Here is a 23,750-nt window from a genome sequence, read left to right on the forward strand (position 1 = left end):
TGGTTCGACCCGCCGACTGAAGGAGCCCACCGAAGTGATTGAGCTGAAGACCCCCGCCGAGATCGACAAGATGGCGGTGACCGGACGGTTCGTCGCGAAGACGCTCGCCGAGCTGTGCGCGACGGCCGAGCCCGGGATGAATCTGCTCCACCTGGAGAACCGGGCCCGGAAGCTCATCGAGGACGCGGGCGCGGTCTCCTGCTACTGGGACTACGCCCCGTCCTTCGGCTCGGGCCCCTTCCGCAACGTCATCTGCCTGTCCGTCAACGACGGGGTCCTCCACGGCAAGCCCCACGACTACGTGATGAGGAACGGCGACCTGCTCACCCTCGACTTCGCGGTCTCGATCGACGGCTGGGTCGCCGACGCGGCGAGGTCGGTGGTCGTCGGCGAGGGCAGCGAGGAGGACCAGCGCCTCATCGACTCCACCTGGACCGGTCTCGAGGCCGGGATCAGCGCGGCACAGCCGGGCAACCGCCTCGGCGACATCTCCCAGGCGATCGGGGACGTCGCGGACTCCCTGCGCATCCCGGTCAACCTCGATTTCGGCGGGCACGGCCTCGGGCACACGATGCACGAGGATCCGCATGTCCCCAATCGCGGCAAGGGCGGACGCGGCATGGTGCTCAAGCCCGGCCTGACCCTGGCGATCGAGCCCTGGTGGTCGCTGACCTCGAAGAAGCTCAAGGTCGACAAGGACGGCTGGACTCTGCGCCTGGCCGACGGCTCGAACGGTGCGCATTCGGAGAACACGATCGCCGTCACCGAGGACGGTCCCCGCGTCCTCACCGTCGAGGACTGACCACCGGCGCACGGCTCGTGTCCGCGGCACGGCTCGTGCCCGTGGTCCGGCTCGTGCCCGTGGTCCGGCTCGTGCCCGTGGTCCGGCTCGTGCCCGTGGTCCGGCTCGTGTCCGTGGTCCGTGCAAGGATGAGGCCATGTCTTTCACCTGCACCGAATGCGGATACACATGCGTCAAGTGGCTGGGCCGCTGTCCGGAGTGCCAGGCCTGGGGCACCCTCGAGGAGAAGGGTGCGGGATCCGCTCGGATCAAGACGAAGGTCAAGAAGTCGAACGGAGCGAAGCCGATCACCGCGGTCGACGCCACTCTCGCCCAGGCGAAGCCGACCTATGTCTCCGAGTTCGACCGGGTCCTCGGCGGCGGGATCGTGCCCGGCGCCGTCGTGCTGCTCTCCGGGGAGCCCGGGGTCGGGAAGTCGACGCTGCTCCTCGACGTGGCCTCCCGGATCGCGCGCTTCAACGCGAAGGTCCTCTACGTCACCGGGGAGGAGTCCGCGGGACAGGTGCGGCTGCGCGCCGAGCGGATCAACGCCATCGAGGACACCCTGCTGCTCGCGGCGGAGACCGACCTCGGGGCGACACTGGGCATGATCGAGGCCGAGGAGCCCGCCCTGCTCGTCGTCGACTCGATCCAGACCCTGGCCTCCTCCGAGGTCGACGGGGTGCCCGGGGGCGTCACCCAGGTCAGGGAGGTCGCCGCAGCCCTCATCAGGGAGGCGAAGGCGAGGAACCTGCCCACTGTCCTGGTCGGCCACATCACGAAGGACGGGTCGATCGCCGGACCCCGGCTGCTCGAGCACCTCGTCGATGTCGTCTGCACGTTCGAAGGGGAACGGCACTCGCGGCTGCGCATGCTCCGCTCCGTGAAGAACCGCTTCGGACCCACCGATGAGGTCGGCTGCTTCGACATGACCGAGAACGGGATCCAGAGCCTCGAGGACCCCTCCGGCCTGTTCCTCTCCCGCAGCAGCGGCAATCCGCCCGGCACGTGCCTGACGGTGACCCAGGAGGGCAAGCGTCCGCTGCTCGTCGAGGTCCAGTCACTCATCACGCCGTCCGCGGCCGGTCAGTCGCGGCGCTCGGTCTCCGGCGTCGACTCCTCGCGGGTCGCGATGATGCTCGCGGTGCTCAGTCAGCACATCAAGGCGATCGACCTGTCCAAGTGCGATGTCTTCACCGCCACCGTGGGCGGGGCGAAACTCGCCGAACCGGCGAGCGATCTGGCGATCTGCCTCTCGCTCGCCTCGGCGGCCATGACGAAGGCGCTGACGGACCGGTTCGTGGCGATCGGGGAGATCAGCCTCTCCGGGGAGATCCGCAACGTGCCCAACCTGGGTCAGCGGCTCAACGAGGCGGCCCGGCTGGGCATTCGGAGGGCCGTCGTCGCCAAGGGCGCCCTGCGCAACGTCTCCACCCCGGGCGACATGGAGGTCAAGGAATGCGAGCTGGTCGCCGAGGCCGTCAGCTGGCTGCTCGAATGACCGCTGCCGGCCGGATGATCGTCTGCAGACGGTTGCCGGAATCTCGTGCAGGGCGCATTCTTGAGGCATGACCACGACAGTCTTCCCAGCGTTTCGCACGACGGACGCCGAGGCCACCGCCGCCCTGCTGGTCACTCTCGGTTTCACCGAGCGGCTGACGGTCAGGGACGAGGACGAACCGCGCACCGTCGTCCATGCCGAGTACGCGCTCGGTGAGACCGGGGGCATCATGTTCGGTTCGGTCCGGCACGACGGTTCGGCTCTCGACAGCGTCGGGGGCAGCTCCGTCTACGTCGTGGTCGACTCCGAGCGGGAGGTCGATCGGCTCTACCGGGAGATCCGCGACATGGGCCATGCGATCGTCAATCCGGTGGCCACCCAGCCGCATGGGGGTCGCGCCTTCGATTTCCGCGACCACGACGGCAACTCCTGGGGCGTCGGCTCCTACCGCGGGGCCTGACGGGTCCTGACGAGTCAGGGCGGGTGCCGCGAGCCTCCTCAGTTCTCGGCGGGGCTCTCCGTCTCCTCCGCCTTCTCCGTCTCCTCGGCTTCCTTCTTCTCCTCGGCCTCTTTCTTCTCCTTGGCCTTGGTCGCCTCGTCCTTCTCGAGTTCGAAGGGCACCGGTTCGCTCTCCTTCTCGCCGAGCTTGACGATGAGCTCGTACGCGCCGGCCTCGAACTCCTTGTTCGTCCGATTGCAGTTCTTGTCGACGGCGATCCGATTCCACTTGAACTGGGCGGTCTTCTCCGTCTGCGGGGCGAACTCCGTGGACATCTCGGCGTTCTCGTCATCGTCGACCGCGCAGTACGTCGACGACCAGACGACCTCGCCGTCCTTCTCGACGACGAACTCCTGGTTCTTCGTCCCGACCTCGATGAGGCATGTGACGTCGTGCTGGTTGGCGATGACGAGCTCGAACTTCGGCTCCGCACCCTCCGCGTAGCTCTTCTTGTCCGTCTTCGCGCTCACCGCGACGGCCTTGTCGGGGCAGCGCCCGCTCGCCGCAGTCTCGTCGGGAACCGGAGCGGTGGGGGTGGGCGTCTGCGTGGCGACCGGCTCGGTCGCCGGCCCTTCCCGCCCGCCCGTGATCGCGTTGACGATCCCGACCACGCCGAGCACCAGCAGCCCGAGAACGACGAGGCTGAGCACGGCCAGCGTGATCCGTCGGCGACGGTACACGTGCGCGGGCAGCTTCCCGCTAGACTGGGGCCGCCCCGGCTGGGAACCACGATTGGAAGGAGTCATCGCTTTGAGCCTATGGCGAAGCGATTGCGCATCCAAATGACACACCGCACGACCCCCGAAAACCCGGGACCGGGCGCGCTCCCCCGAGTGGCCGAGGCCGCGGTCGACCGCGTGCGCTCGACGATCATCGACTGGTTCGCCGCAGCCGCCCGCCCCCTGCCGTGGCGCGAGCCGGACACTAGCGCCTGGGCGATCCTCGTCAGCGAGATCATGTCCCAGCAGACCCCGGTCGCCCGCGTCGAACCGCGCTGGCGCGAGTGGATGGCGCGCTGGCCCACCCCCGCCGACCTCGCCCAGGCTCCCACCGCCGAGGTGCTGCGCCGTTGGGATCGCCTCGGCTACCCCCGGCGGGCGCTGCGCCTGCAGGAGGCGGCCCGCGTCATCGTCGCCGAGCACGGCGGCCGGGTGCCGATGACGGCGACCGAGCTCGAAACGCTGCCGGGCATCGGCGCCTACACGGCGGCCGCTGTCGCATCCTTCGCCCATGGCGAACGCACCACCGTCCTCGACACGAACGTGCGCCGTGTCCTCATCCGGCTCTTCGCCGGACGGGACCGTCCGACGCCCGCCCCGAGCCGCCGGGAGACCCAATGGGCCCAGGGGTTCGTCCCCCTCGAGCGGCATCGGGAGTGGAACGCGGGAGTGATGGAGTTCGGGGCCCTCGTGTGCACCGCCCGCGGTCCCCGCTGCGCCGACTGCCCGCTCAGTGATCTCTGCGCGTGGAACCGGGCCGGTCGACCCGCCTCGGCGACGAAGCCCACGGCGCAGAAGTGGGCGGGCACGGACCGGCAGCTGCGCGGCGCCATCATGGACGTGCTCAGAGCCGCCCACACGGACGACGCATCGCCCACCTCGGTGCCGGTGGACCTGTTCCTCGCCCCCACCGCCGAGGTGGACCTCCGACTGCTCGACGAACTGGGACCGGTGACGGCGGCGTCGCTGCGCAGGATGCGTGATCTCTCCGCCGACGCGCACAGGGTGTCGCGGCTGGTCTCCGACCTCATCGCCGACGGTCTCGCCGAGCGCCACGAGGACAGGCTCAGCCTCCCGCGGTGACGGTCCCGGCCGGCGCATCGTCGCCCGCGTCCCCCGCAGTCCGGGCCGCGTGCCTGGCCGCCTTGGCCCTGTTGCCGCAGCGGTCCATCGAGCACCACCGCCGACTGCCCGCACGTGAGGAGTCGTAGAACACGAGGCCGCAGCGATCATGGGCGCAGGTCCTGATCCGCTGCGGTCGGCCCCGTTCGAGGACGTCCAGGGCATTGAGCGCGATGAGGGACAGCGCCGAGTCCACGGTGACGACCGGCCTCACGACCACGGGCGCTCCCTGTGGTCCTCGCTCCAGCCGAGGCGCGGTCACGCCGGCCCCGATCACCCCGTTGATGAGGTCGAGGTCGTCGTCTGTGGTCTCGTCCGCAGCTTCGAGAAGACGGGAGATCGCCGCTCTCAGCCGAAGCGCAGAGTCGAGTTCGCGCTGACCGGGCACCTCAGTGGTTCCGAGCCCAGCGGCGTCGATCCATCGCGACAGGTCGACCGGCTCCACGAGCGTCTCGCGAGCCGGCCCGTACCTGTCGCGCAGGGTGTTGACGAAATCGAGGCAGACCTCTCCCCCGTACCAGAGCCAATCGTTCACATCCCCACGATAGCCCTCCCCCTCATTTCCGTCTAACCGGTTCATGTGGTTAGCTGAACACATGAGATCAGCATTCGTCACCGTCGACACCCTGTCCTTCCACTGCCGGCTCAACGAGGCACCCGACCACGTCCCAGCCGTGATCCTCCTGCATGGCTGGCCGCAGAACTCGTCGTGCTGGCGCACCGTCGCCGCCGGCCTCGGAACCGAGCTGCGGGTCGTCGCCCCTGATCTGCGCGGGTACGGGCTCAGTGACAAGCCGGTAGGCGGCTACGACAAGCGCACCATGGCCCGTGACGTCGTCGGGATCATGGACGCGCTGGGGATCACCTCGGCGCATATCGTCGGCCATGATCGCGGAGCCCGGGTCGCCCACCGGCTCGCGCTCGACTCTCCCGAGCGGGTGGACACTCTCACCGTTCTCGATGTGGCACCGACGCACGCGATGTTCACGAACGGGAGGATGCGCACCGCCGAGGGCTTCTTCCACTGGCTCCTCCATATGCAGAAGGACCTGCCGGAGCAGCTGACCGCGGGGAACGTCGAGCCGTACCTGCGCTACTTCTTCGAGCGCTGGACGCTCCGCCGAGATCTCGTCGAACCCCACATCGGGTCCTATGTGCGCGCGTTCGAACAGCCTGGCGCGATGCGCGCCGGATTCGACGACTACCGGGCGACCCACGAGGACGTCGCCGATGACGACGTCGACCACCGGGCCGGATCCACGATCGATGCTCCGGTCCTCGCCCTGTGGGGAGCAGACGGGTTGGCCGCGAACACCGACATCGCGGGGGTCTGGGAGAAGTACGCCAACGACGTCCGGGGCCGTGCGATCGCCGACTGCGGCCACTTCATCCCGGAGGAGGCGCCGCAGGTTCTCCTCGCCGAACTGCACGACTTCTGGTCCGTAACCGGGTCGGCTCAGGTCACAGGTACTTGATCATCCGGGTGTTGCCCAAGGTGTTGGGCTTGACGCGGGCGAGGTCGAGGAACTCGGCCACGCCTTCGTCGGCGGAGTGGAGGAGTTCGACGTAGACCTCCGGAGACACGGGGATGCCCTTGATCTCCTCGAACCCCAGGGACCGGAAGAACCCGGTCTCGAACGTCAGGCAGAACACGCGGTCGACGCCGATCGCCTGTGCGTCGGCGAGGAGCTGCCTGATCAGCGCCTTCCCCACCCCTCTCCCCCGGTAGTCCGGGGAGGTCGCGACGGTGCGCGCCTCGGCGAGGTCGGCCCAGATGACGTGCAGGGCCGCGCAGCCGGCGAGCACCTCGGTGCCGTCGGGCTGCGGGTCGACGACCAGCCAGAACTCCTGCAGCGACTCGTAGTAGGTGACGGTGTCCTTGGCCAGGAGGATCCGCTGCTCGGCCAGGGGCGCGACCAGCGCCTCGATCGACTTGACGTCGCTGGTGCGCGCGCGTCGCAGGCGCAGTCCGCTGGGCAGACCGTGGCTGTGATGGTGGTGCTGCGAGAGGTCGTCGTGGTCGAAGTGCGCGGGAGTCGTCATGGCCTCATTCAATCATCGCACCGGTCCCCGCCGCGCATCCGGCGAGCCCCCACGGCGACAGCTCGGTCTCCGGGCAGACGACAACGGCGGCCACAGAGCCGAAGGTGTCCGGGCGGGGATGCCCAGTGCCCTCCGGTCTGTGACCACCGTTCATGTCGTCGCCGACGGGTGCCACTCGTTCACGCCGCGGCCGGCGGGTCGCCGGCCGCGGCGTCGGTCAGGAGGCCGAGGCCCCCGGACCGGTGCCGCCGGACGGGCCCGAGCCCGCCCCGGCGAGCTCACCGCCGGATTCGGACGAATCCTCGATCGCCCGCTCCTCGGTCTCGACGCCCTCGAAGGTGAACTTCGCGTCACGTCCTTCGCCCTCGACGTCGACCTTGATGGTCTGACCGCGGCCGATCTCCTTGAACAGGATCTTCTCCGACAGCTGGTCCTCGATCTCGAGCTGGATTGTCCGGCGCAGCGGTCGGGCGCCGAGGACCGGGTCGTAGCCGCGATCGGCGAGCAGGTTCTTGGCCGCATCGGTGAGCGCGATGTGCATGCCCTGATCCGCGAGCCTCTGGTCGAGGCGGGCGAGGAACAGATCGACGATCTCGACGATCTCCTCCTTGTTCAGCTGCGGGAACACGATCGTGTCGTCGACGCGGTTGAGGAACTCGGGACGGAAGTGCTGCTTGAGCTCTTCGTTGACCCGCTGCTTCATCCGGTCGTAGGACGTCTTCGTGTCGCCCTCGACCTGGAAGCCCAGCTGCAGCCCGCTCGAGATGTCGCGCGTGCCGAGGTTCGTGGTCATGATGATGATGGTGTTCTTGAAGTCCACCTCACGACCCTGCGAGTCCGTCAGGCGACCGTCCTCGAGGATCTGCAGCAGCGAGTTGAAGATGTCCGAGTGCGCCTTCTCCACCTCGTCGAAGAGGACCACCGAGAACGGCTTCCGGCGGACCTTCTCGGTCAGCTGGCCGCCCTCTTCGTAGCCGACATAGCCGGGGGGCGAGCCGAACAGCCGCGAGACGGTGTGCTTCTCCGAGTACTCCGACATGTCGAGGCTGATGAGCGAATCCTCGTCGCCGAAGAGGAACTCCGCGAGCGCCTTGGCGAGCTCGGTCTTTCCCACGCCGGTGGGACCGGCGAAGATGAACGAGCCCGAAGGACGCTTGGGGTCCTTGAGTCCGGCACGGGTGCGTCGGATCGCGCGGGAGATCGACTTGACCGCGTCGTTCTGCCCGATGATGCGCTTGTGCAGCTCGTCCTCCATCCGCAGCAGGCGCGAGGACTCCTCCTCCGTGAGCTTGAAGATCGGGATCCCCGTCGCGGAGGCGAGCACCTCGGCGATGAGGTCGGCGTCGACGACCGATGAGGTCTCCTTGCCGCCCTTCCGCCAGGCCTCGGTCTTCTCCTCCTTGTCCTTGACGAGCTTCATCTCCGCGTCGCGCTCGGAGGCGGCGAGCTCGAAGTCCTGCGCGTCGATGGCGGCTTCCTTGCGGTGGCGCGCCTTGAGGATCTCCTCCTCGAGGTCACGGATCTCCTGCGGCACCGACAGACGCGAGATGCGCAGCTTCGCACCCGCCTCGTCGATGAGGTCGATCGCCTTGTCCGGCAGGTAGCGGTCGTTGACGTAGCGGTCGGACATGTTGACCGCGGCCGAGAGCGCACCCTCGGTGATCGTCACCTTGTGGTGGGCCTCGTACTTGTCGCGCAGGCCCTTGAGGATCTCGATCGAGTGCGCGAGCGAGGGCTCGGGCACCTGGATCGGCTGGAAGCGACGCTCGAGAGCCGCATCCTTCTCGATGTGCTTGCGGTACTCCTCGAGAGTCGTCGCACCGATGGTCTGCAGCTCACCGCGGGCGAGCATCGGCTTGAGGATCGAGGCCGCGTCGATCGCGCCCTCGGCGGCTCCGGCTCCGACGAGGGTGTGGATCTCGTCGATGAACAGGATGATGTCGCCGCGGGTGCGGATCTCCTTGAGCACCTTCTTCAGGCGTTCCTCGAAGTCACCGCGGTACCGGGAGCCGGCGACGAGCGAACCGAGGTCGAGGGTGTAGAGCTGCTTGTCCTTGAGGATCTCCGGCACCTCGCCGTTGACGATGGACTGCGCGAGCCCCTCGACGACGGCGGTCTTGCCGACGCCGGGTTCGCCGATGAGGACCGGGTTGTTCTTCGTCCGGCGCGACAGGATCTGCATGACCCGCTGCATCTGCTCGTGGCGACCGATGACCGGGTCGAGCTTGCCCTCGCGCGCCGCAGCGGTGAGGTTGCGACCGAACTGGTCGAGGACCAGCGAACCGGACGGAGTGCCCTCTTCGCGCCCGCCGGCGGCGACGGGCTCCTTGCCCTGGTAGCCCGACAGCAGCTTGATGACCTCTTGGCGGACCCGACCGAGATCGGCTCCGAGCTTGACGAGGACCTGGGCGGCCACACCCTCACCCTCGCGGATGAGCCCGAGCAGGATGTGCTCGGTGCCGATGTAGCTGTGCCCGAGCTGCAGGGCCTCGCGGAGGCTGAGCTCGAGGACCTTCTTGGCGCGCGGAGTGAACGGGATGTGGCCGCTCGGGGCCTGCTGTCCCTGTCCGATGATCTCCTGCACCTGATCGCGGACCTGCTCCAGGGAGATGTCCATGCCCTCGAGTGCCTTGGCTGCCAGGCCCTCACCCTCATGGATCAGGCCGAGCAGGATGTGCTCGGTTCCGATGTAGTTATGCTTGAGTAGCTTGGCTTCTTCCTGCGCCAGCACCACCACTCGGCGTGCTCGGTCGGTGAACCGCTCGAACATATTCATCCTCCTCGGTCTTGTATTCTCTAGAGCGTAACGAGAGAACCCCCGGATGTATTGCGCGTTTCGCCCTCAGCCGAAACCGTTTGGCTGTGGGCGAAATCAGGTTGCAGACAGGTCACGCGGCTTCCCTCGGGCCGAGAAAAGAGCCCTCGGGGTGCGACCGCCCGCTGCTTTCGGTCACAGAAGTCGACTTGTCCGGCGAATGCGGTCTTCGGGAATCGTCGACCGGGGATGATCGTCGAATGGGACCACGGCGATATCCCGACCCGGGATCGCCGGATCGCGCAATTCGCCGCCGGATTGCCCGGCGGTCGAATACGGCAGGGCAGCCGAATACGACAGCGCGGTCGAAAACGACGTGGCGGATTGTGCGCCGGCGATCGCGAATGATCCGAAATGGGCCGGGACCGCATCGCGTCGACCCCTTTCGCCGAATCGTCGACCGGTCATTCTCGACCGTTTCGTCGAGCGGGCATTCTCGACCGCATCGTCGAACGGCCATTCATCGGAGCGGAAGCAATCCGGAATCACCGCTGGGAATGAGCGGTCGACATGCGCGAAACCCCGGCGGCAATTGCCGCGGCGATCATTTCGCCGCACCATTCCACCATCGCACCATTCCACCGTCGCGCCGAATCATGCACCGGGCCGCGGCTCGGGCGACGACGGAAATGGTCCGTGCATGCTCGAGGGGCCGGTGACTGAGTCACCGGCCCCTCGAGGGCTTCTCGGACGAGGTCAGCTGTTGGCTGCCTCGTACGCCTGCACGATCTCCTGCGGAATGCGTCCGCGATCTCCGAGCTGGTATCCGTTCTCCTGTGCCCATTCGCGGATCTTGGCGGTGTCCCGCTTCGGTCCGGAACCGCCGGAGCCCGATCCCGAACGGCGGCTGCGGCCACCGGGGTTGGCGACACGGCGGGCTTTTGCAATATAGGGGGCGAATGTCTCCCGCAGCTTCTCTGCGTTCTCGCTCGACAGTTCGAGCTCATATGTGCCCTGATCGATGCTGAAGCGAACTGTTTCCGATGCTTCAGAACCGTCGAGATCATCCGTGAGGACGAGTCGCATCTCCCGTGCCATGACCACTCTTTCCATAATCAGAATTATCTGCCGCAGTCATCCTAACATTTGCCTCGTCATTATCGGGTGTTTCCCGCACTTCATGTTCCGAATAGAACTTCTCGATCTGCTCGCGCTCGGTGCGATCCGCCCGGAGAATGTTCCGCATGACGTACCAGAAGAGCAATGCGACGCAGATCGAGGGCAGAAGAGCCTTGATGAGATCCATAATGAGCTCATCCCTCCTGAGGTATTTCCGCCTTCGCGGAAGCGATCGGTTTCGTGAATGGGAAGAGAATGGTTTCGCGAATGCCCAATCCGGTCAGGGCCATGAGCAGACGATCGAGTCCCATTCCCATGCCTCCCGTCGGCGGCATTCCGTGCTCCATCGCGGTGAGGAATTCCTCGTCGAGGCCCATCGCCTCGTCGTCGCCGCGGGCCGCGTCGGCGGCCTGGGCCTCGAACCGCTGCCTCTGGATCACGGGATCGACGAGCTCCGAGTACCCCGTGGCCAGTTCGAAACCGCGCACGTAGAGATCCCATTTCTCGACGACGCCCTTCTTGCTCCGATGCTCACGCACGAGCGGTGAGGTGTCGACCGGGAAGTCGGTGACGAAGGTCGGTGCCCACAGCCTGTCGGAGTAGAAGTGCTCCCACAGCTCTTCGACGTACTTGCCGTGCGACCGGAAGACCCCGGTGAGATCGACGCCGTTGTCGGCGGCGATCCGATCGAGGACGTCGAGCCCGGTCTCCGGCGTGACCTCGACGCCGGACTCCTCGCTCAGCGTCTCGTACATGCTCACGACTGCCCAGTCCCCGCCGAAGTCGTACTCGGTCCCGTCGTCGAGGGTGACGACGAGGGAGCCGGTCGCGTCCTGGGCGGCGTTCTGCACGAGCGTCTTCGTCAGATCCGCGATGGAATGGTAGTCGCCGTAGGACTGGTAGGCCTCGAGCATCGCGAACTCGGGAGAGTGCGTCGAGTCCGCCCCCTCGTTGCGGAAGTTGCGGTTGATCTCGAAGACGTTCTCGATGCCGCCGACGATCGCCCGCTTGAGGAACAGCTCGGGGGCGATGCGCAGGTACATGTCGATGTCGTAGGCGTTCATGTGCGTCTTGAACGGACGCGCCGAGGCCCCGCCGTGCATGACCTGCAGCATGGGAGTCTCGATCTCGATGAAGTCCTGGTCAGCGAAGGTCCGGCGCAGGGAGCTGACGACGGCGGCCCGGGTCCGCATCGTCCGCCGCGCCTCCTCGCGGGTGATGAGGTCGAGGTAGCGCTGACGCACACGGGTGTCCTCGGCCAGCTCCGTGTGCAGTCCCGGCAGTGGGCGCAGCGCCTTGCTCGCCATGGACCACGAGTCGGCGAGCACGGACAGCTCACCGCGCTTGGATTTGATCACCCGGCCGTGGACGAAGATGAAGTCGCCGAGGTCGACGTCGGTCTTGAAGTCGCTCAGGCGCTCCTGCCCGACCTCCCGCAGGGACAGCATGCCCTGCAGGCGGGTGCCGTCGCCGGACTGGAGGGTGACGAAGCAGAGCTTGCCGGTGGTGCGCACGAACACGACGCGACCGACGACGCCGACGACGCCGTCGGTCTCGTCCCCGGCCTCGAGATCGTCATGAGCGGCGTGGACCTCGGCGAGGGTGTGAGTGCGATCGACGCCGACGGGATAGGCCTCGGCACCGGAGTCGAGCAGCCTCTGCCGCTTCTCCTTGCGGATGCGGATCTGCTCCGGATCGTTGTGGTCCGTCGATGGTTCCTCGGGCGCGTTCGACTCAGTTTCTGCCATGGGTTCTAGGCTACCGTGGTCGCCGCCCGCAGGAGGAATCCGCCCCTGCCGCGCTCAGTCGAGGCGGCTGAGGATCTCCTGGGCCTGCGCCTCGGTGATGCGGCCCAGGCCCAGCGCCTTCGCGGCGGTCGATCGCGCCAGTGCCCGATAGCTGTCCCGGGCGGCGGGATTCGAGACGCTGAGGCTGTACTCGCCGAGTGCGGCCAGGTGCGCCTCGACGGTGCCGACGTCTCCACGGCTGACCGGGCCGGTGAGCGCCTTCGATCCGTTCTGCAGGGTGTTCGACACGCTCGCGTCGACGAGTGCCGACAGCACCCGAGACGGATCCTCGATCCCCGCCTCGGCGAGCATGTCCATGGCTTCGCTGATGATCGTGATCGTGTGGTTCGAGGCGTGGGTGATCGCGGCGTGGTAGAGCGGACGGTCCGCCTCGGCGACCTCGATCGGCTCCGCGCCCATCTCCACGACGAGCGCCTCCCCCACCGGCCGGATCGGGGCCGGGGACGTGACCGCGACCGTCGACCGGCGCAGCCGGGGCAGGTCGACGGCGGTGCCCGTGAAGGACAGGGAGGGATGGAGGGCGATGGGCAGGGCGCCGAGGCGGGTGCCCGCCTCGAGGACGTCCGTGCCGTACCGTCCGGCGCAGTGGATGAGGATCTGCCCGGTGTGGATCCGGCCGAGAGCGGCGAGACCCGAGACGAGGGACCCGATCTCGTCGTCCGGGACCGCGAGCAGGAGCAGCTCGGCGCGTTCGGCGATGTCGTCGGGGGCCAGCACCGGCACCCCCGGCAACATGTCCTCGGCGCGGTCGCGGCTCACCGCGGAGGTGGCGCTGACGCCGATGATCGCGTGCCCGGCCTGCCTCCAGGCGGCTCCGATGACGGCTCCCACCTTTCCGCAGCCGATGATCCCGATCCCCAGTCGAGGGGCGTCCGTCGTCATCGTCGGTCCTCCGTGCCCACTCGGGCCTCGGCGTCGAAGCGCTGGCGGGCCAGCCGGGTGCGCTGGGCGTGCTCGTGGAAGAAGCGCAGGGCGTGCTCCTCGCTCTGGTGGGTGACCTGGGGGCGGATCGGGCCCGCCGTCGAGTGCACCGCCACGGAGCCCAGGCCGAGGGCGCGCATCAGCGGCCCCTGCCGGTACTGCATCGACTGGACCCGCTCGTGCGGGACGAAGTCGACGCGCCGTTCGAGGGCTCCCAGGCGGAGGATGAGCAGGGCCGGGGTCAGTGTGTACGCGCGGCGCCGGTACACGAGGGGATCGATGAGACGGCTGGAGCGCGGCTGGCGGGAGAATCTCGCCTCGGCCGCCTCGGCGTCGGGTTCGGTGGACCGGCGGTCGTACATGGCGGAGAGGATGAGGCTGCGGGCGTCGATGCCGTCGGCGACCTGCGGGTCGGGCAGGGCGAGCCCGATCATCAGCAGCGCCTGGTCGATGTCGCCGACGGGCAGCAGCAGGTTCGTGTCCGCGGAGTCCGAGCCGCTGGCGATGTTGTACTCGGCCCTCCACCAGCCGGTGAACCGCCACAGGAAGGGCTGGTGGAGGCAGACGGCCTGGACCCGGTCGAGCGGGATGACCTTGCGGGAGACGGAGAACAGTCCGTGGCTGACGGCGAGACCGCTGTCGGTCATCCGCACGGCGAAGTTGGCGTTGGCGAAGTCCTTCCGCACGGTCGCGGCCGCCGCGAAGAGCCCGGGGATCACGCCGAAGAGCAGCGGGATCGCGACCTCGGTGAGGCCGAGGACGAGGAGGACCCCGACGGCGACGAACATCCCGAGGAAGATGAGGACGGTGATGAGAGTCTCGGTCTTGAGCAGGGAGGCGAGGACGACGCGGTGGACGGGCACGCGGATGATCTCGCCCTCATCGCCGAGCCGGGTCGAGACCTGGTAGGGCGCGAGCATCTCGTTGAGGCTGTCCTCGACCTCGCCGACCGCTCCCCCGGCGATCGCGCTGAGCCTCTTCGTCACGCGCACCCCGACGCTGTCGCCGCGGCGCTCCGGCACCGAGGTGTCGACGCCCGGGGTCTCGACCGCGGTGTCGGGACCGTCGTCCGGCCCATCGGTGACCGATCCGGCGCCCGGACCGACGGCCGTCGAGGAGCCGGCCGGGGCGGTGCTCCGGTCCTCCTTGACGGCCCGGACCGCGGCGAGCAGCTCGTCGCGCAGCACTTCGGCCCTGCGCCGGCTCAGGTACTTGAGCGAGACATTGGAGTCGCTGCCTCCGGCGACGTCGAAGACGAGCTCGGCGAGGCCGAACACCCGCGGCAGCAGCTTCTGCCGCAGATCGATCGACTGGACCCGGTCGAGGCGCGCCTTGCGCTGCTTCTTGACGAAGAGGCCCGAGCGGGCGTAGAGCGCGTCGGCCTCGAGCCGGTAGCCCATCACCTTCCAGGCCAGCCAGCTGATCAGTCCGCCGACGAGGAGGACGAGGACGATCCCGCCGACGCCGGCGAGGACGACGAGGGGATGGCTCCGCAGCCACCCGGCGAAGGACAGGTCGACGCCCTCCCCCGTGGCCAGTCCCTCGAGGGCGTTCTGGACGAGGTTCTGCGCCGCATAGGCGGCGCCGATGACGATGGCCACGAGCACGCCGAGGCTGTCGAGGATCGGGGTGAGCGGATGCACCCGATGCCAGACCTCGGGTGCGGCGGGATCCGCCGGGCGCTGGTTCTCGTCCGACATCTCAGAGCCCCGCCAGGTTCGCCCGGCCCAATCCCGCCAGGGAGTCGCGCAGCCGCTCGGCCTCGGCCCGCGGCAGTCCGGGGATGGTGGCGTCGGTGCTCGCCGAGGCGGTGTGCAGCTTGACCGTGGCCAGGCCGAAGAGCCGGTCGACGGGTCCGGAGTCGACGTCGACGAACTGCAGACGGCCGTAGGGGACGACGGTGGTGCGGTGGAACATGATCCCGCGCCGCACGAGCAGGTCGTCCTCGCGTTCGGCGTAGCCGATGGCCCTGGCCTGGCGCAGGGTGATGATGCCGGTGACGAGGGCGAGGACGGCGATGCCGATCCAGATCAGGTGTAGCCAGGGCAGCTGGTCGAAGATGAGCGCGCAGACGAGGGCCGCGACGATCCCGGGAACGGCGAGGATCAGCATCCCGACGATCTCCTTGAGACCGTACTTCGGGCTGACCCGGACGAATGCGAGGGGATGCTCCGGGGTGGTGCTCATGCGGGTTCGGCTCCTGGGGGATCGTGGGGAGGCAGGGCGCAGAAGCTCTCGACGATCAGGCCCACGATCATCAGGGTGGCCGCCGCGACCATTGCCAACAGCATACCTGCCGCCAGATCGTTGCGGATCCCGGGCGCGGAGAGGAAGTAGTAGGCGGCGTTGCCGAGGTACCAGCCGCTCAGTCCCGCTCCGGTCATCGCGCTGGCCTTGGCCATCACGGCCACCCGGGCGGCCTGCAGCGGGTCGATCTCCTTCGTCCGGTCCCCGTCGTTCCACCGCTTGATCGGGTATCCGAGCACGAGCAGGACCGCGGACAGGACGAGCATCCCGAGGATCGCGAACCACGGCAGACCCGGCAGGCTCAGCCCCTGGCTCTCGAGCACCACATCGATGACGGGGGCGAGGACGACGCCGACTCCCGCCCAGAGGAGAAGAGTGCTCGTCGAAGTGCGCTGCATGTCCCCCAGTCTGTCAGAAGTCGTCGGCTCACGCCGGTGCGACGCGGGAGGTCTTCTGCTCGGCGAGGGTCTCCAGCAGCGTGCTGATCGGGGTGCGCCCGGCCGGGGTGAGCACCTGGGCGTCGGGGTCGAGCTCGGCCCAGGGCGCGAGGACGAAGGCCCGCTCGTGCGCCCGCGGATGCGGCAGGGTCAGCGTCGCGGAGTCGCTGACGAGCTCCTCGCCGCCGGTGGAGAAGCGGATGAGGTCGATGTCGAGGGTGCGCGGTCCCCACCGCAGCTCGCGGGTCCGCCCGCAGGCGACCTCGATGCCCTGACCCACGGCGAGGAGCTCCTTCGCCTCGAGGCTGGTCTCGACGATGACGGCGAGGTTGTGGAAGTCGTTCTGCTCGACCCCGCCCCATGGTGCCGTGAGGTAGAGCGAGGACCGGCGCAGCACGGTGATCCGCGGGTGCCGGTCGAGGGCCGCGACGGCCTCGTCGAGGGTGGCACGGGGGTCGCCCAGGTTGGCCCCGAGGCTGAGCACCGCCTCGGCGCTCCCGGAGGACGCCTCCCCTCCGGTGCTCCTGTGCGGGGCCGCCGCGGAGCGGCTGCGCGCGACGGTGACGCTGACGTCGTCGAAGGCGCGCTGGATCGGCGCGCTGGGTTTGTGGACGACGACCTCGACGCTCTCGCACAGGCTCAGGCAGTGCTCGGCGATCCGCTCGGCGAGGGTCTCGATGAGGTCGAAGGTGTTGTCCTCGACGATCGCCGCGACGTCCTCGGCGAGGTGCCCGTAGTGGATCGTGTCCGCGACGTCGTCGCTGGCGGCGGCCCGTGCCACCGAGGTGTTCAGGACGACGTCGATGACGAAGTCCTGGCCCTCGCGCTTCTCGAACTCGAAGACCCCGTGGTTGCCGCGCACGGTCAGTCCCCGCAGTGCGATGCGGTCCGGTTCGCCGGGACGCCCGGGTGTGCTCATGGTCTTCCCTCCGGTGCCGGGGTATGGGCCTCCCCGCGGCGGGCGTGGGCGGCGATGGCGGCGACGACCCGGCAGGCGATCGCCGAGGACCGCGGTTCGTGGACGCGCACGGCCCACGCGCCGGCACGAGCGGCGAGGGCGGAGATGACAGCCGTGGCCTGGTCCTTCTCGGTTTCGAGCGCGAGCGTCGGATCCTCGGGCGAGAGCAGGCTGGAGATGAAGCGCTTCCGGCTGGCGGCGACGAGGAGCCGGTGGCCCAGCGGGGCGAACTCGTCGAGGGCGGACAGGATCTGCCAGTTGTGCTCGGCGTTCTTCGAGAATCCCAGTCCCGGGTCGACGATGATGTTCTCCGGCCGGACCCCGGCCCGGCCGGCGTCGCGGATGCGCTCACGCAGCTCGGCGAGCACCTCGGCGACGACATCGTCGTAGTGGAACGTCGCATCGGCGCGCTCGAGGTGGCCGCGCCAGTGCATGAGGACGATCGGGACGTCGGCGGCGGCCGCGACCCCGAGCATGGACGGATCGGACAGTCCGGCCGAGACGTCGTTGATGATGTGCGCGCCGGCGGCCAGCGATGCCTCCGCGACGCGGGCGCGCATCGTGTCGACGCTGATCACGGCGCCGGTGGCGGACAGCTCCCGGACCACCGGGACGACCCGGCGCAGCTCCTCGTCCTCGTCGACCCTGACCGCGCCCGGCCGGGTGGACTCGCCGCCGACGTCGAGGATGTCCGCGCCGGCCTCGAGCATCTCGAGACCGTGCGCGAGAGCCTTCGCGGGGTCGAAGAAGCGGCCGCCGTCGGAGAAGGAATCGGGGGTGACGTTGAGGACGCCCATGATCTGCGTCGGTGCGGTCGTCTCGGACATCGCGATCGGCCTCAGCGCAGGATGAGGCTCATGGCTTCGGCCCGGGACGCCGGTTCGCGCAGCTGTCCGCGCACCGCCGAGGTGATCGTCGAGGCCCCGGGCTTGCGGACTCCGCGCATCGTCATGCACAGGTGTTCGGCCTCGACGACGACGATGACTCCCTGCGGTTCGAGGTGCTCGACGAGGGCATCGGCGATCTGCGCGGTCAGGCGCTCCTGCACCTGCGGCCGGCGGGCGAAGATCTCGACGAGCCGGGCGAGCTTCGACAGTCCTGTGACCCTGCCCTGCTTGTTCGGGATGTAGCCGATGTGGGCGACCCCGTGGAACGGCACCAGGTGGTGCTCGCACGTCGAGTAGAGGTCGATGTCGCGGACGAGCACCATCTCCTCGTGGGCGATGTCGAAGGTCACCCCGAGGACCTCGGAGGGGTCGCGGTGGAGGCCCGCGAAGATCTCCGCATAGGCCCTGGCGACCCGGGCCGGGGTCTCGACCAGCCCGTCCCGGTCGGGGTCCTCGCCGACGGCGATGAGGATCTCGCGCACCGCGGCTGCGATCCTCTCCTGGTCGACTGCGGCTCCGGGCAGTCCGGCGCTGTCCAGAGCGGCGGACAGGTCGTCGAGTTCGGGCATCAGTGCGCGTTCCCCTTGTCGTCTGGGTCCGGAGTGCCGGACGGTCCCTGGTCGTCGGTGCTGCCTGCCGGTGGTCCCGCGGTGTCCGCGGGTCGCAGCGTGTCGTCTCCCGGCGCCACCGAGATCCCGGCCTCGGATCCATTCTCGGCATTCAGCCGCACCGGCGGGTCGATGGGTCCGCGCTCCGAGACGGGCCGCTCGTCGTTGGCCAGCCACACGTCGCGCTGCGGGCGCTTGACGACCGGGGCGAAGATCTCGGCGAGCTGCGCCTGGTCGAGCGTCTCGCGTTCGAGGAGCTGGTAGGCGAGGTCGTCGAGGACGTCGCGGTTGTGCGTGAGCGCCCAGTAGGCGTCGGCGTGGGCGGCGTCGATGATCTCCCGGACCTCCCGGTCGATCGCCGAGAGCGTCGAGTCCCCGTGGTCGTCGCCTCCGCCCATGCCGCGACCGGCGAACGGCTCGGAGTTGTCGTCGCCGATCTTCACCATGCCGAGCTTCTCGCTCATCCCGTACTGGGTGACCATCTTGCGGGCGATTTTCGTCGCCTTCTCGATGTCGTTGCTCGCCCCGGTGGTGGGATCGTGGAAGACGACCTCCTCGGCGACCCGGCCGCCCATGGCGTAGGCCAACTGGTCGAGGAGCTCGTTGCGGGTCGTCGAGTACTTGTCCTCATCGGGCATGACCATGGTGTAGCCCAGCGCCCGTCCGCGCGGCAGGATCGTCACCTTGGTCACCGGGTCGGTCTGATTCATCGCGGCCGCCACGAGGGCGTGCCCGCCCTCGTGATAGGCGGTGACGAGGCGCTCCTTGTCGTTCATCAGGCGAGTGCGCTTCTGCGGGCCGGCGATGACCCGGTCGATCGCCTCGTCGAGGATCCGGTTGTCGATGACCTTGGCGCCCTCGCGCGCCGTGAGCAGGGCCGCCTCGTTGAGGACGTTGGCGAGGTCGGCCCCGGAGAAGCCGGGCGTCCGCTTCGCGACCTGCCCGAGGTCGACCTCGTCGGCCAGGGGCTTGCCCTTCGCGTGGACCTCGAGGATGTGCTTGCGACCCTTCATGTCGGGGGCCTCGACGGGGATCTGCCGGTCGAACCGGCCGGGCCGCAGGAGCGCGGGGTCGAGGACGTCGGGACGGTTGGTCGCGGCGATGAGGATGACGTTCGTCTTGACGTCGAAACCGTCCATCTCGACGAGCAGCTGGTTGAGAGTCTGCTCGCGCTCGTCGTGCCCGCCGCCCATCCCGGCGCCGCGCTGCCTGCCCACGGCGTCGATCTCGTCGATGAAGATGATGCAGGGGGCGTTCGACTTCGCCTGCTCGAAGAGGTCGCGGACGCGGGAGGCGCCGACGCCGACGTACATCTCGACGAAGTCCGATCCGGAGATCGAGTAGAAGGGGACGCCGGCCTCACCGGCGACGGCCTTGGCGAGCAGGGTCTTGCCGGTGCCGGGCTGCCCGTAGAGGAGGACGCCCTTGGGGATCTTGGCGCCGACGGCCTTGAACTTCTCGGGTTCGGCGAGGAACTCCTTGATCTCCTCGAGCTCCTCGAGCGCCTCGTCGACGCCGGCGACGTCGGCGAACGTGACGTCGGGGTTCTCCTTGTTGACGAGCTTGGCCTTCGACTTGCCGAAGTTCATCATCTTCCCGCCGCTCATCTGCGAGATGAGGAACCAGAACACGACGAAGATGATGATGAACGGGATGAGGGTGCCCAGCAGCGACATCAGCCAGCTCTGCTGCGGCACCTCGTCGGTGAATCCCTTGCTCGGCTCGGCGTCGGCGACGGCTTCGATCACCTGATCGCCGCGCTGCTCGACGTAGAAGAACTGGACCTTCTTGCCGAAGTCGGTGCCCTCGATCTCGAGGTCGTCCTTGAGCGTGAGGTCGACGCGCTGATCGCGGTCGACGATCTTCGCCTGTTCGACCTTGTTGTCCTCGAGCAGCCGCAGACCCTGCTCGGTGTCGATCTGGCTGAATCCGACCCGGCTGAAGAGCAGGGCTCCGACGGACACCACGAGGAGTGCCATGACGATCCAGATCAAGGGGCCCTTCGTCGCCTTGGTCAGAAATGGGCGACGCTTGTTCGACTCGGCCATAGGTCCTCTCTGGAAGTGATGTGGGCTGACTGCTCAGGCTGCCGCGGCTGCCCGAGAGCATCCCCCACAGCCTAGTCCCTGCCGCTGGGAACGGCAGAATGCGCTGACAGGCGACCCTCAGGTGTAGACGTGCTGGGCCAGCGTCGCGACGAACGGCACGTTGCGGTACCTCTCCGCGTAGTCGAGGCCGTAGCCGATGACGAACTCGTTGGGCACGTCGAAGCCGACGTACTTGACGTCGATGTCGACCTTGACCGCTTCGGGCTTGCGCAGCATCGTGCAGATCTCGACCGTCGCCGCCCCGCGGCTGCGGAGGTTCTGCACGAGCCACGACAGGGTCAGCCCGGAGTCGATGATGTCCTCGACGATGAGCACGTGCTTGTCGGAGAGGTCGGTGTCGAGGTCCTTGAGGATGCGCACGACGCCCGACGACTTCGTCCCCGAGCCGTAGGAGGACACGGCCATCCAGTCCATCTTCACCGGGGAGTGCAGGGCGCGGGCGAGGTCGGCCATGACCATGACGGCGCCCTTGAGGACGCCGACGAGCAGGATGTCCTTGTCCCGGTAGTCCTCGTCGATGGCGGCGGCCAGCTCGACGAGCCGTGCGGCGATCTGCTCTTCGGAGACAAGTACCTTCTCGATGTCGTTGCCGAGGTCGTTGATGTCCACGTCTGCTCGATTCTCCTTGCTGGGGCGAGTGCCGGAAGCGGCGCTCCTACATTATCTCAGAGCTCGTCGTCGACGCTGCCGGGTGCCGCGGCGATGACCCCGGTGATGCCCATGAGGACGCAGACGCCGATCATGAACAGCAGCGGCACCGTCCATCCGCCGCTGAGTCCGAGGAGGCCGCCGACGACGAGCGGGCAGACTGCGGCGAGGACGTAGCCGATCGGCTGGACGAACGCCGAGGTGCGGGCGGTCACGGACACCGCCCGGGTGCGGGCGGTGATGAGCGCCAGGGCGGCGGGGAAGGCGAATCCGGCGTAGGATAGCAGGGCCGCCCACAGGGCCGGAAGGGTCGCGGGCATCGCGAGCAGGCCGAGGTAGCCGAGGACCCCGGCGACGGCGAAGCTCGCGACGATCGTCCTGGGCAGGATGCCGCGGGCGATGATCTGCGGGGCGATGAAGCCGCCGGGGATGCCGCCGAAGGTGACGATCGTCATCATCACTCCCGCGAGCACCGGGTCGAGGCCGGCGTCGCGGTAGATCTGCGGCAGCCACCCGAACTGGACGTAGGCGTTGACCGACTGCAGCCCGAAGAACATCGCCATGAAGCGTGCCTTGGAGGAGGTGAAGATGTGCCGGCGGGGGGCCTGCGACTCCGGCGCCGAGGTGGCCGAGGCGCCGACGACGGGGACCGAGTGCGCCGCGCGCAGGACGATCCAGACGACGAGTCCCGCCACCGGGATGAGCGCCCAGGCGCCGAGGCCGACGCGCCACGTGGAGAAGTCCTGCGCCAGCGGCGCGGTGAACAGGGACGGGAACATCGCCCCGAGCCCCAGGGACACCGTGAAGACCGTCGACCCCAGCTGCCCGCGCTCGGGGAAGCGCGCCTTGACGTAGACGGGCAGGACGACGTTGCCCACCGCCATCCCGATGAGCGCGAGCACCGTGAGCAGCGCGAACCCGGTCCAGTCGCCGACGAGGGCGCGCACGAGGATCCCGGCCCCGATGAGGACGCAGGACAGGGCGAGGGTCGTGAAGAGGCCGAGCCGGCGCAGCAGGGGGATGGCGACGAGCCCGAAGGCCGCGAAGCAGACTCCGGGCAGCGCGGTGAGCAGCCCGACCTGCCATTCGTGGAGGGCGAACTCCGACTGCACCTCGGCGAGCACGGGGCCGAGCGAGGTCGCCGCGGGCCGCAGGGAGGCGGCGATGAGGACGAGGCACAGGAGGGCGAGTGCGTCGAGTCCACGCCCGGTCTTCAGTTCATGAGGGGGCTGCGACATCATGACCCTCATCCTGTCAGATCCGGCCGGGCCCGCCGCCACCGGCCCTGTCCCGCCGAGGCGCTACCCTGGGAGGATGCCGATGCTCACCGATGTGCGACTGTTCTCCCGCCACCACGACGACCCCTGCGTCGACGTCGAGATCGCCGACGGGCGGATCGCCGCGATCACCCCGAGCGCCGACCGCGGTCCGAGCACCGACCGGGACGCCGAGCGCGCGGCTGACGACACGCGGATCGACGGTCGCGGGCGCCTGCTGCTGCCGGGGCTCGGCGATGTGCACGCGCATCTCGACTCGAACCGGATGGGCCAGACGTTCCGCCCGCACACCGCGGACGGCACCCTCCACGGATACATCATGAATGACCGCGTGAACTGGCGGCACGGCGAGCGCAGCGTGCGCGACCAGGCCTCCTTCGCGATCGCCGCCATCGTCGCCTCGGGAGGGGTGCGGATCCGCTCGCACACCCAGATCGACGGCGACTGCCGCCTCGAGCGGTTCGAGGGCGTGCGGGAGGCGCTCGCCGCCCATGCCGACGTCCTCGACTCCCAGATCGTCGCCTTCCCGCAGGCGGGGATCGTCCGGGAGAGCGGGGTCCGCGAGCTTCTCGACACCGCTCTGAGCGAGGGGGCCGACCTCATCGGCGGGCTCGATCCGCTGCAGTACGACCGCGACCCGGTCAGGCACCTCGACATCGTGTTCTCCCTGGCCGAGAAGCATGGAAAGGGCGCCGACATCCACCTCCACGAGGGCGGGAGCGCCGGGGCGTGGTCGATCGAGGAGATCGCCCACCGGACCCGGACGCTGGGACTGGCCGGCCGGGTGACGATCTCGCATGCCTTCGCCCTGCACACGAACCCCGAGCCCGAGGTCCGCCGCCTCGTCGAGCTCATCGCCGAGGCGGGCATCTCGTGCACGACCGTCGCCCCGTCCAAGGGGTGCCTGCCGCAGCGCCTCCTCGCCGAGCACCGGGTGGCCGTGGGCCTCGGCGAGGACGGCCAGCGCGACTACTGGAGCCCCTACGGCGACGGGGACCTGCTCCGGCGGACGTGGCAGCTGGCGTTCACGAACGGCTTCCGCCGTGACGAGGACATCGAGGCCTGCCTCGACATCGCCTCGCGCGGGGGTGCGCAGGTGATGGCCGGGGCCCGGCCCGACGGGACCCCGCTGACCGCCGACTCGGAGTTCGGTCTCGGGACCGGCGCGCGAGCGGACTTCCTCCTCGTCGACTCCGACACGGTCACCTCGGCGATCATGGACGCTCCCGCCGACCGCGACGTCTACCGCGGCGGGGTGCTCGTCGCCTCGGGCGGTGAGCTCCTCGGCGGAATCCGCTGAGGCGGGAGTGCA

24 protein-coding genes are annotated in these 23,750 nt (G+C 68.8%); 6 read left to right on the plus strand and 18 right to left on the minus strand.

Going from position 1 to position 23,750, the window contains the following annotated elements; genetic code table 11:
• Nucleotides 1-34 precede the first annotated feature (34 nt).
• The 3 genes from map to DFO65_RS14215 all read left to right on the plus strand — a co-directional run bounded on the left by map (nucleotide 35) and on the right by DFO65_RS14215 (nucleotide 2,742).
• The gene (gene map, locus DFO65_RS14205) at nucleotides 35-802 is read left to right on the plus strand and encodes a type I methionyl aminopeptidase (protein WP_113905097.1); all 768 of its coding nucleotides are present in this window, start codon (nucleotides 35-37) and stop codon (nucleotides 800-802) included.
• 136 nt (nucleotides 803-938) lie between these two features.
• Nucleotides 939-2,282 carry a DNA repair protein RadA gene (gene radA, locus DFO65_RS14210; RefSeq protein ID WP_113905098.1) on the plus strand — a complete coding sequence of 448 codons (1,344 nt, stop codon included), beginning with the start codon at nucleotides 939-941 and terminating at the stop codon, nucleotides 2,280-2,282.
• Nucleotides 2,283-2,349: 67 nt separating this feature from the next.
• Nucleotides 2,350-2,742, plus strand: coding sequence for a VOC family protein (locus tag DFO65_RS14215; protein ID WP_113905099.1), 393 nt, complete (start codon nucleotides 2,350-2,352; stop codon nucleotides 2,740-2,742).
• A 38-nt stretch (nucleotides 2,743-2,780) separates the two neighbouring features.
• Here DFO65_RS14215 and DFO65_RS14220 read toward each other — a convergent pair whose 3' ends face one another.
• The gene (locus tag DFO65_RS14220; RefSeq protein WP_245940798.1) at nucleotides 2,781-3,527 is read right to left on the minus strand and encodes a hypothetical protein; all 747 of its coding nucleotides are present in this window, start codon (nucleotides 3,525-3,527) and stop codon (nucleotides 2,781-2,783) included.
• A gap of 36 nt (nucleotides 3,528-3,563) precedes the next feature.
• On the opposite strand from DFO65_RS14220, the gene DFO65_RS14225 reads away from it, so the two are divergent.
• Nucleotides 3,564-4,583: an A/G-specific adenine glycosylase gene (locus DFO65_RS14225; protein ID WP_181778735.1), complete on the plus strand. Its 1,020-nt coding sequence runs from the start codon at nucleotides 3,564-3,566 to the stop codon at nucleotides 4,581-4,583.
• Here the strand turns inward: DFO65_RS14225 and DFO65_RS17325 are convergent.
• On the minus strand, nucleotides 4,567-5,157 hold the full coding sequence (locus DFO65_RS17325; RefSeq protein ID WP_181778736.1) for a CGNR zinc finger domain-containing protein: 591 nt from the start codon (nucleotides 5,155-5,157) through the stop codon (nucleotides 4,567-4,569). The two genes, DFO65_RS14225 and DFO65_RS17325, sit on opposite strands and share 17 nt — an antisense overlap.
• A gap of 61 nt (nucleotides 5,158-5,218) precedes the next feature.
• On the opposite strand from DFO65_RS17325, the gene DFO65_RS14235 reads away from it, so the two are divergent.
• Nucleotides 5,219-6,097, plus strand: a complete 879-nt coding sequence (locus tag DFO65_RS14235; protein WP_113905101.1) for an alpha/beta fold hydrolase — start codon at nucleotides 5,219-5,221, stop codon at nucleotides 6,095-6,097.
• On the opposite strand, the gene DFO65_RS14240 is transcribed toward DFO65_RS14235, so the two are convergent.
• The 16 genes from DFO65_RS14240 to DFO65_RS14310 form a co-directional block, all read right to left on the minus strand.
• Nucleotides 6,084-6,602 carry an amino-acid N-acetyltransferase gene (locus DFO65_RS14240; protein WP_428844231.1) on the minus strand — a complete coding sequence of 173 codons (519 nt, stop codon included), beginning with the start codon at nucleotides 6,600-6,602 and terminating at the stop codon, nucleotides 6,084-6,086. The genes DFO65_RS14235 and DFO65_RS14240 overlap by 14 nt on opposite strands.
• A 280-nt stretch (nucleotides 6,603-6,882) precedes the next feature.
• Nucleotides 6,883-9,435: an ATP-dependent Clp protease ATP-binding subunit gene (locus tag DFO65_RS14245; protein WP_113905103.1), complete on the minus strand. Its 2,553-nt coding sequence runs from the start codon at nucleotides 9,433-9,435 to the stop codon at nucleotides 6,883-6,885.
• A 180-nt stretch (nucleotides 9,436-9,615) separates the two neighbouring features.
• Nucleotides 9,616-10,041, minus strand: a complete 426-nt coding sequence (locus DFO65_RS16970; RefSeq protein WP_147233364.1) for a hypothetical protein — start codon at nucleotides 10,039-10,041, stop codon at nucleotides 9,616-9,618.
• 135 nt (nucleotides 10,042-10,176) lie between these two features.
• Nucleotides 10,177-10,506 (minus strand): histone-like nucleoid-structuring protein Lsr2, encoded by a 330-nt coding sequence (locus DFO65_RS14250; protein ID WP_342766930.1) that lies wholly within the window; start codon nucleotides 10,504-10,506, stop codon nucleotides 10,177-10,179.
• Nucleotides 10,484-10,726, minus strand: a complete 243-nt coding sequence (locus tag DFO65_RS14255) for a hypothetical protein (protein ID WP_113905105.1) — start codon at nucleotides 10,724-10,726, stop codon at nucleotides 10,484-10,486. The genes DFO65_RS14250 and DFO65_RS14255 overlap by 23 nt, the downstream gene beginning before the upstream one ends.
• Nucleotides 10,727-10,733: 7 nt before the next feature.
• Nucleotides 10,734-12,287, minus strand: a complete 1,554-nt coding sequence (gene lysS / locus DFO65_RS14260) for a lysine--tRNA ligase (protein ID WP_113905106.1) — start codon at nucleotides 12,285-12,287, stop codon at nucleotides 10,734-10,736.
• 54 nt (nucleotides 12,288-12,341) lie between these two features.
• Entirely contained in the window at nucleotides 12,342-13,229 is an 888-nt protein-coding gene (locus tag DFO65_RS14265; RefSeq protein ID WP_113905107.1) for a Rossmann-like and DUF2520 domain-containing protein, read from the minus strand.
• Nucleotides 13,226-14,968, minus strand: coding sequence for a PH domain-containing protein (locus tag DFO65_RS14270; protein WP_113905108.1), 1,743 nt, complete (start codon nucleotides 14,966-14,968; stop codon nucleotides 13,226-13,228). The genes DFO65_RS14265 and DFO65_RS14270 overlap by 4 nt, the downstream gene beginning before the upstream one ends.
• A gap of 1 nt (nucleotide 14,969) precedes the next feature.
• Nucleotides 14,970-15,455 (minus strand): PH domain-containing protein, encoded by a 486-nt coding sequence (locus tag DFO65_RS14275; protein WP_113905109.1) that lies wholly within the window; start codon nucleotides 15,453-15,455, stop codon nucleotides 14,970-14,972.
• Complete coding sequence (locus DFO65_RS14280) at nucleotides 15,452-15,913, minus strand: DUF3180 domain-containing protein (RefSeq protein ID WP_113905110.1); 462 nt, start codon at nucleotides 15,911-15,913, stop codon at nucleotides 15,452-15,454. The genes DFO65_RS14275 and DFO65_RS14280 overlap by 4 nt, the downstream gene beginning before the upstream one ends.
• A gap of 28 nt (nucleotides 15,914-15,941) precedes the next feature.
• Nucleotides 15,942-16,871 (minus strand): 2-amino-4-hydroxy-6-hydroxymethyldihydropteridine diphosphokinase, encoded by a 930-nt coding sequence (gene folK / locus DFO65_RS14285; protein ID WP_113905111.1) that lies wholly within the window; start codon nucleotides 16,869-16,871, stop codon nucleotides 15,942-15,944.
• Nucleotides 16,868-17,737, minus strand: coding sequence for a dihydropteroate synthase (gene folP / locus DFO65_RS14290; RefSeq protein WP_220151301.1), 870 nt, complete (start codon nucleotides 17,735-17,737; stop codon nucleotides 16,868-16,870). Before folP ends, folK begins: the two co-directional genes overlap by 4 nt.
• Nucleotides 17,738-17,748: 11 nt before the next feature.
• The gene (gene folE, locus DFO65_RS14295) at nucleotides 17,749-18,366 is read right to left on the minus strand and encodes a GTP cyclohydrolase I FolE (RefSeq protein ID WP_113905112.1); all 618 of its coding nucleotides are present in this window, start codon (nucleotides 18,364-18,366) and stop codon (nucleotides 17,749-17,751) included.
• Nucleotides 18,366-20,453: an ATP-dependent zinc metalloprotease FtsH gene (gene ftsH / locus DFO65_RS14300; RefSeq protein WP_113905113.1), complete on the minus strand. Its 2,088-nt coding sequence runs from the start codon at nucleotides 20,451-20,453 to the stop codon at nucleotides 18,366-18,368. Before ftsH ends, folE begins: the two co-directional genes overlap by 1 nt.
• A 117-nt stretch (nucleotides 20,454-20,570) precedes the next feature.
• Entirely contained in the window at nucleotides 20,571-21,122 is a 552-nt protein-coding gene (gene hpt / locus DFO65_RS14305; protein WP_113905114.1) for a hypoxanthine phosphoribosyltransferase, read from the minus strand.
• 56 nt (nucleotides 21,123-21,178) lie between these two features.
• Nucleotides 21,179-22,399: an MFS transporter gene (locus tag DFO65_RS14310; protein ID WP_245940799.1), complete on the minus strand. Its 1,221-nt coding sequence runs from the start codon at nucleotides 22,397-22,399 to the stop codon at nucleotides 21,179-21,181.
• A 76-nt stretch (nucleotides 22,400-22,475) separates the two neighbouring features.
• Here DFO65_RS14310 and DFO65_RS14315 point away from each other — a divergent pair, with 76 nt between their 5' ends.
• Nucleotides 22,476-23,738, plus strand: a complete 1,263-nt coding sequence (locus DFO65_RS14315) for an amidohydrolase family protein (protein WP_113905151.1) — start codon at nucleotides 22,476-22,478, stop codon at nucleotides 23,736-23,738.
• The last annotated feature ends 12 nt before the right edge of the window (nucleotides 23,739-23,750 follow it).

It is taken from the genome of Brevibacterium sanguinis (genome assembly GCF_003315415.1).
GTDB classification, from domain to species: Bacteria; Actinomycetota; Actinomycetes; order Actinomycetales; family Brevibacteriaceae; genus Brevibacterium; species Brevibacterium celere_A.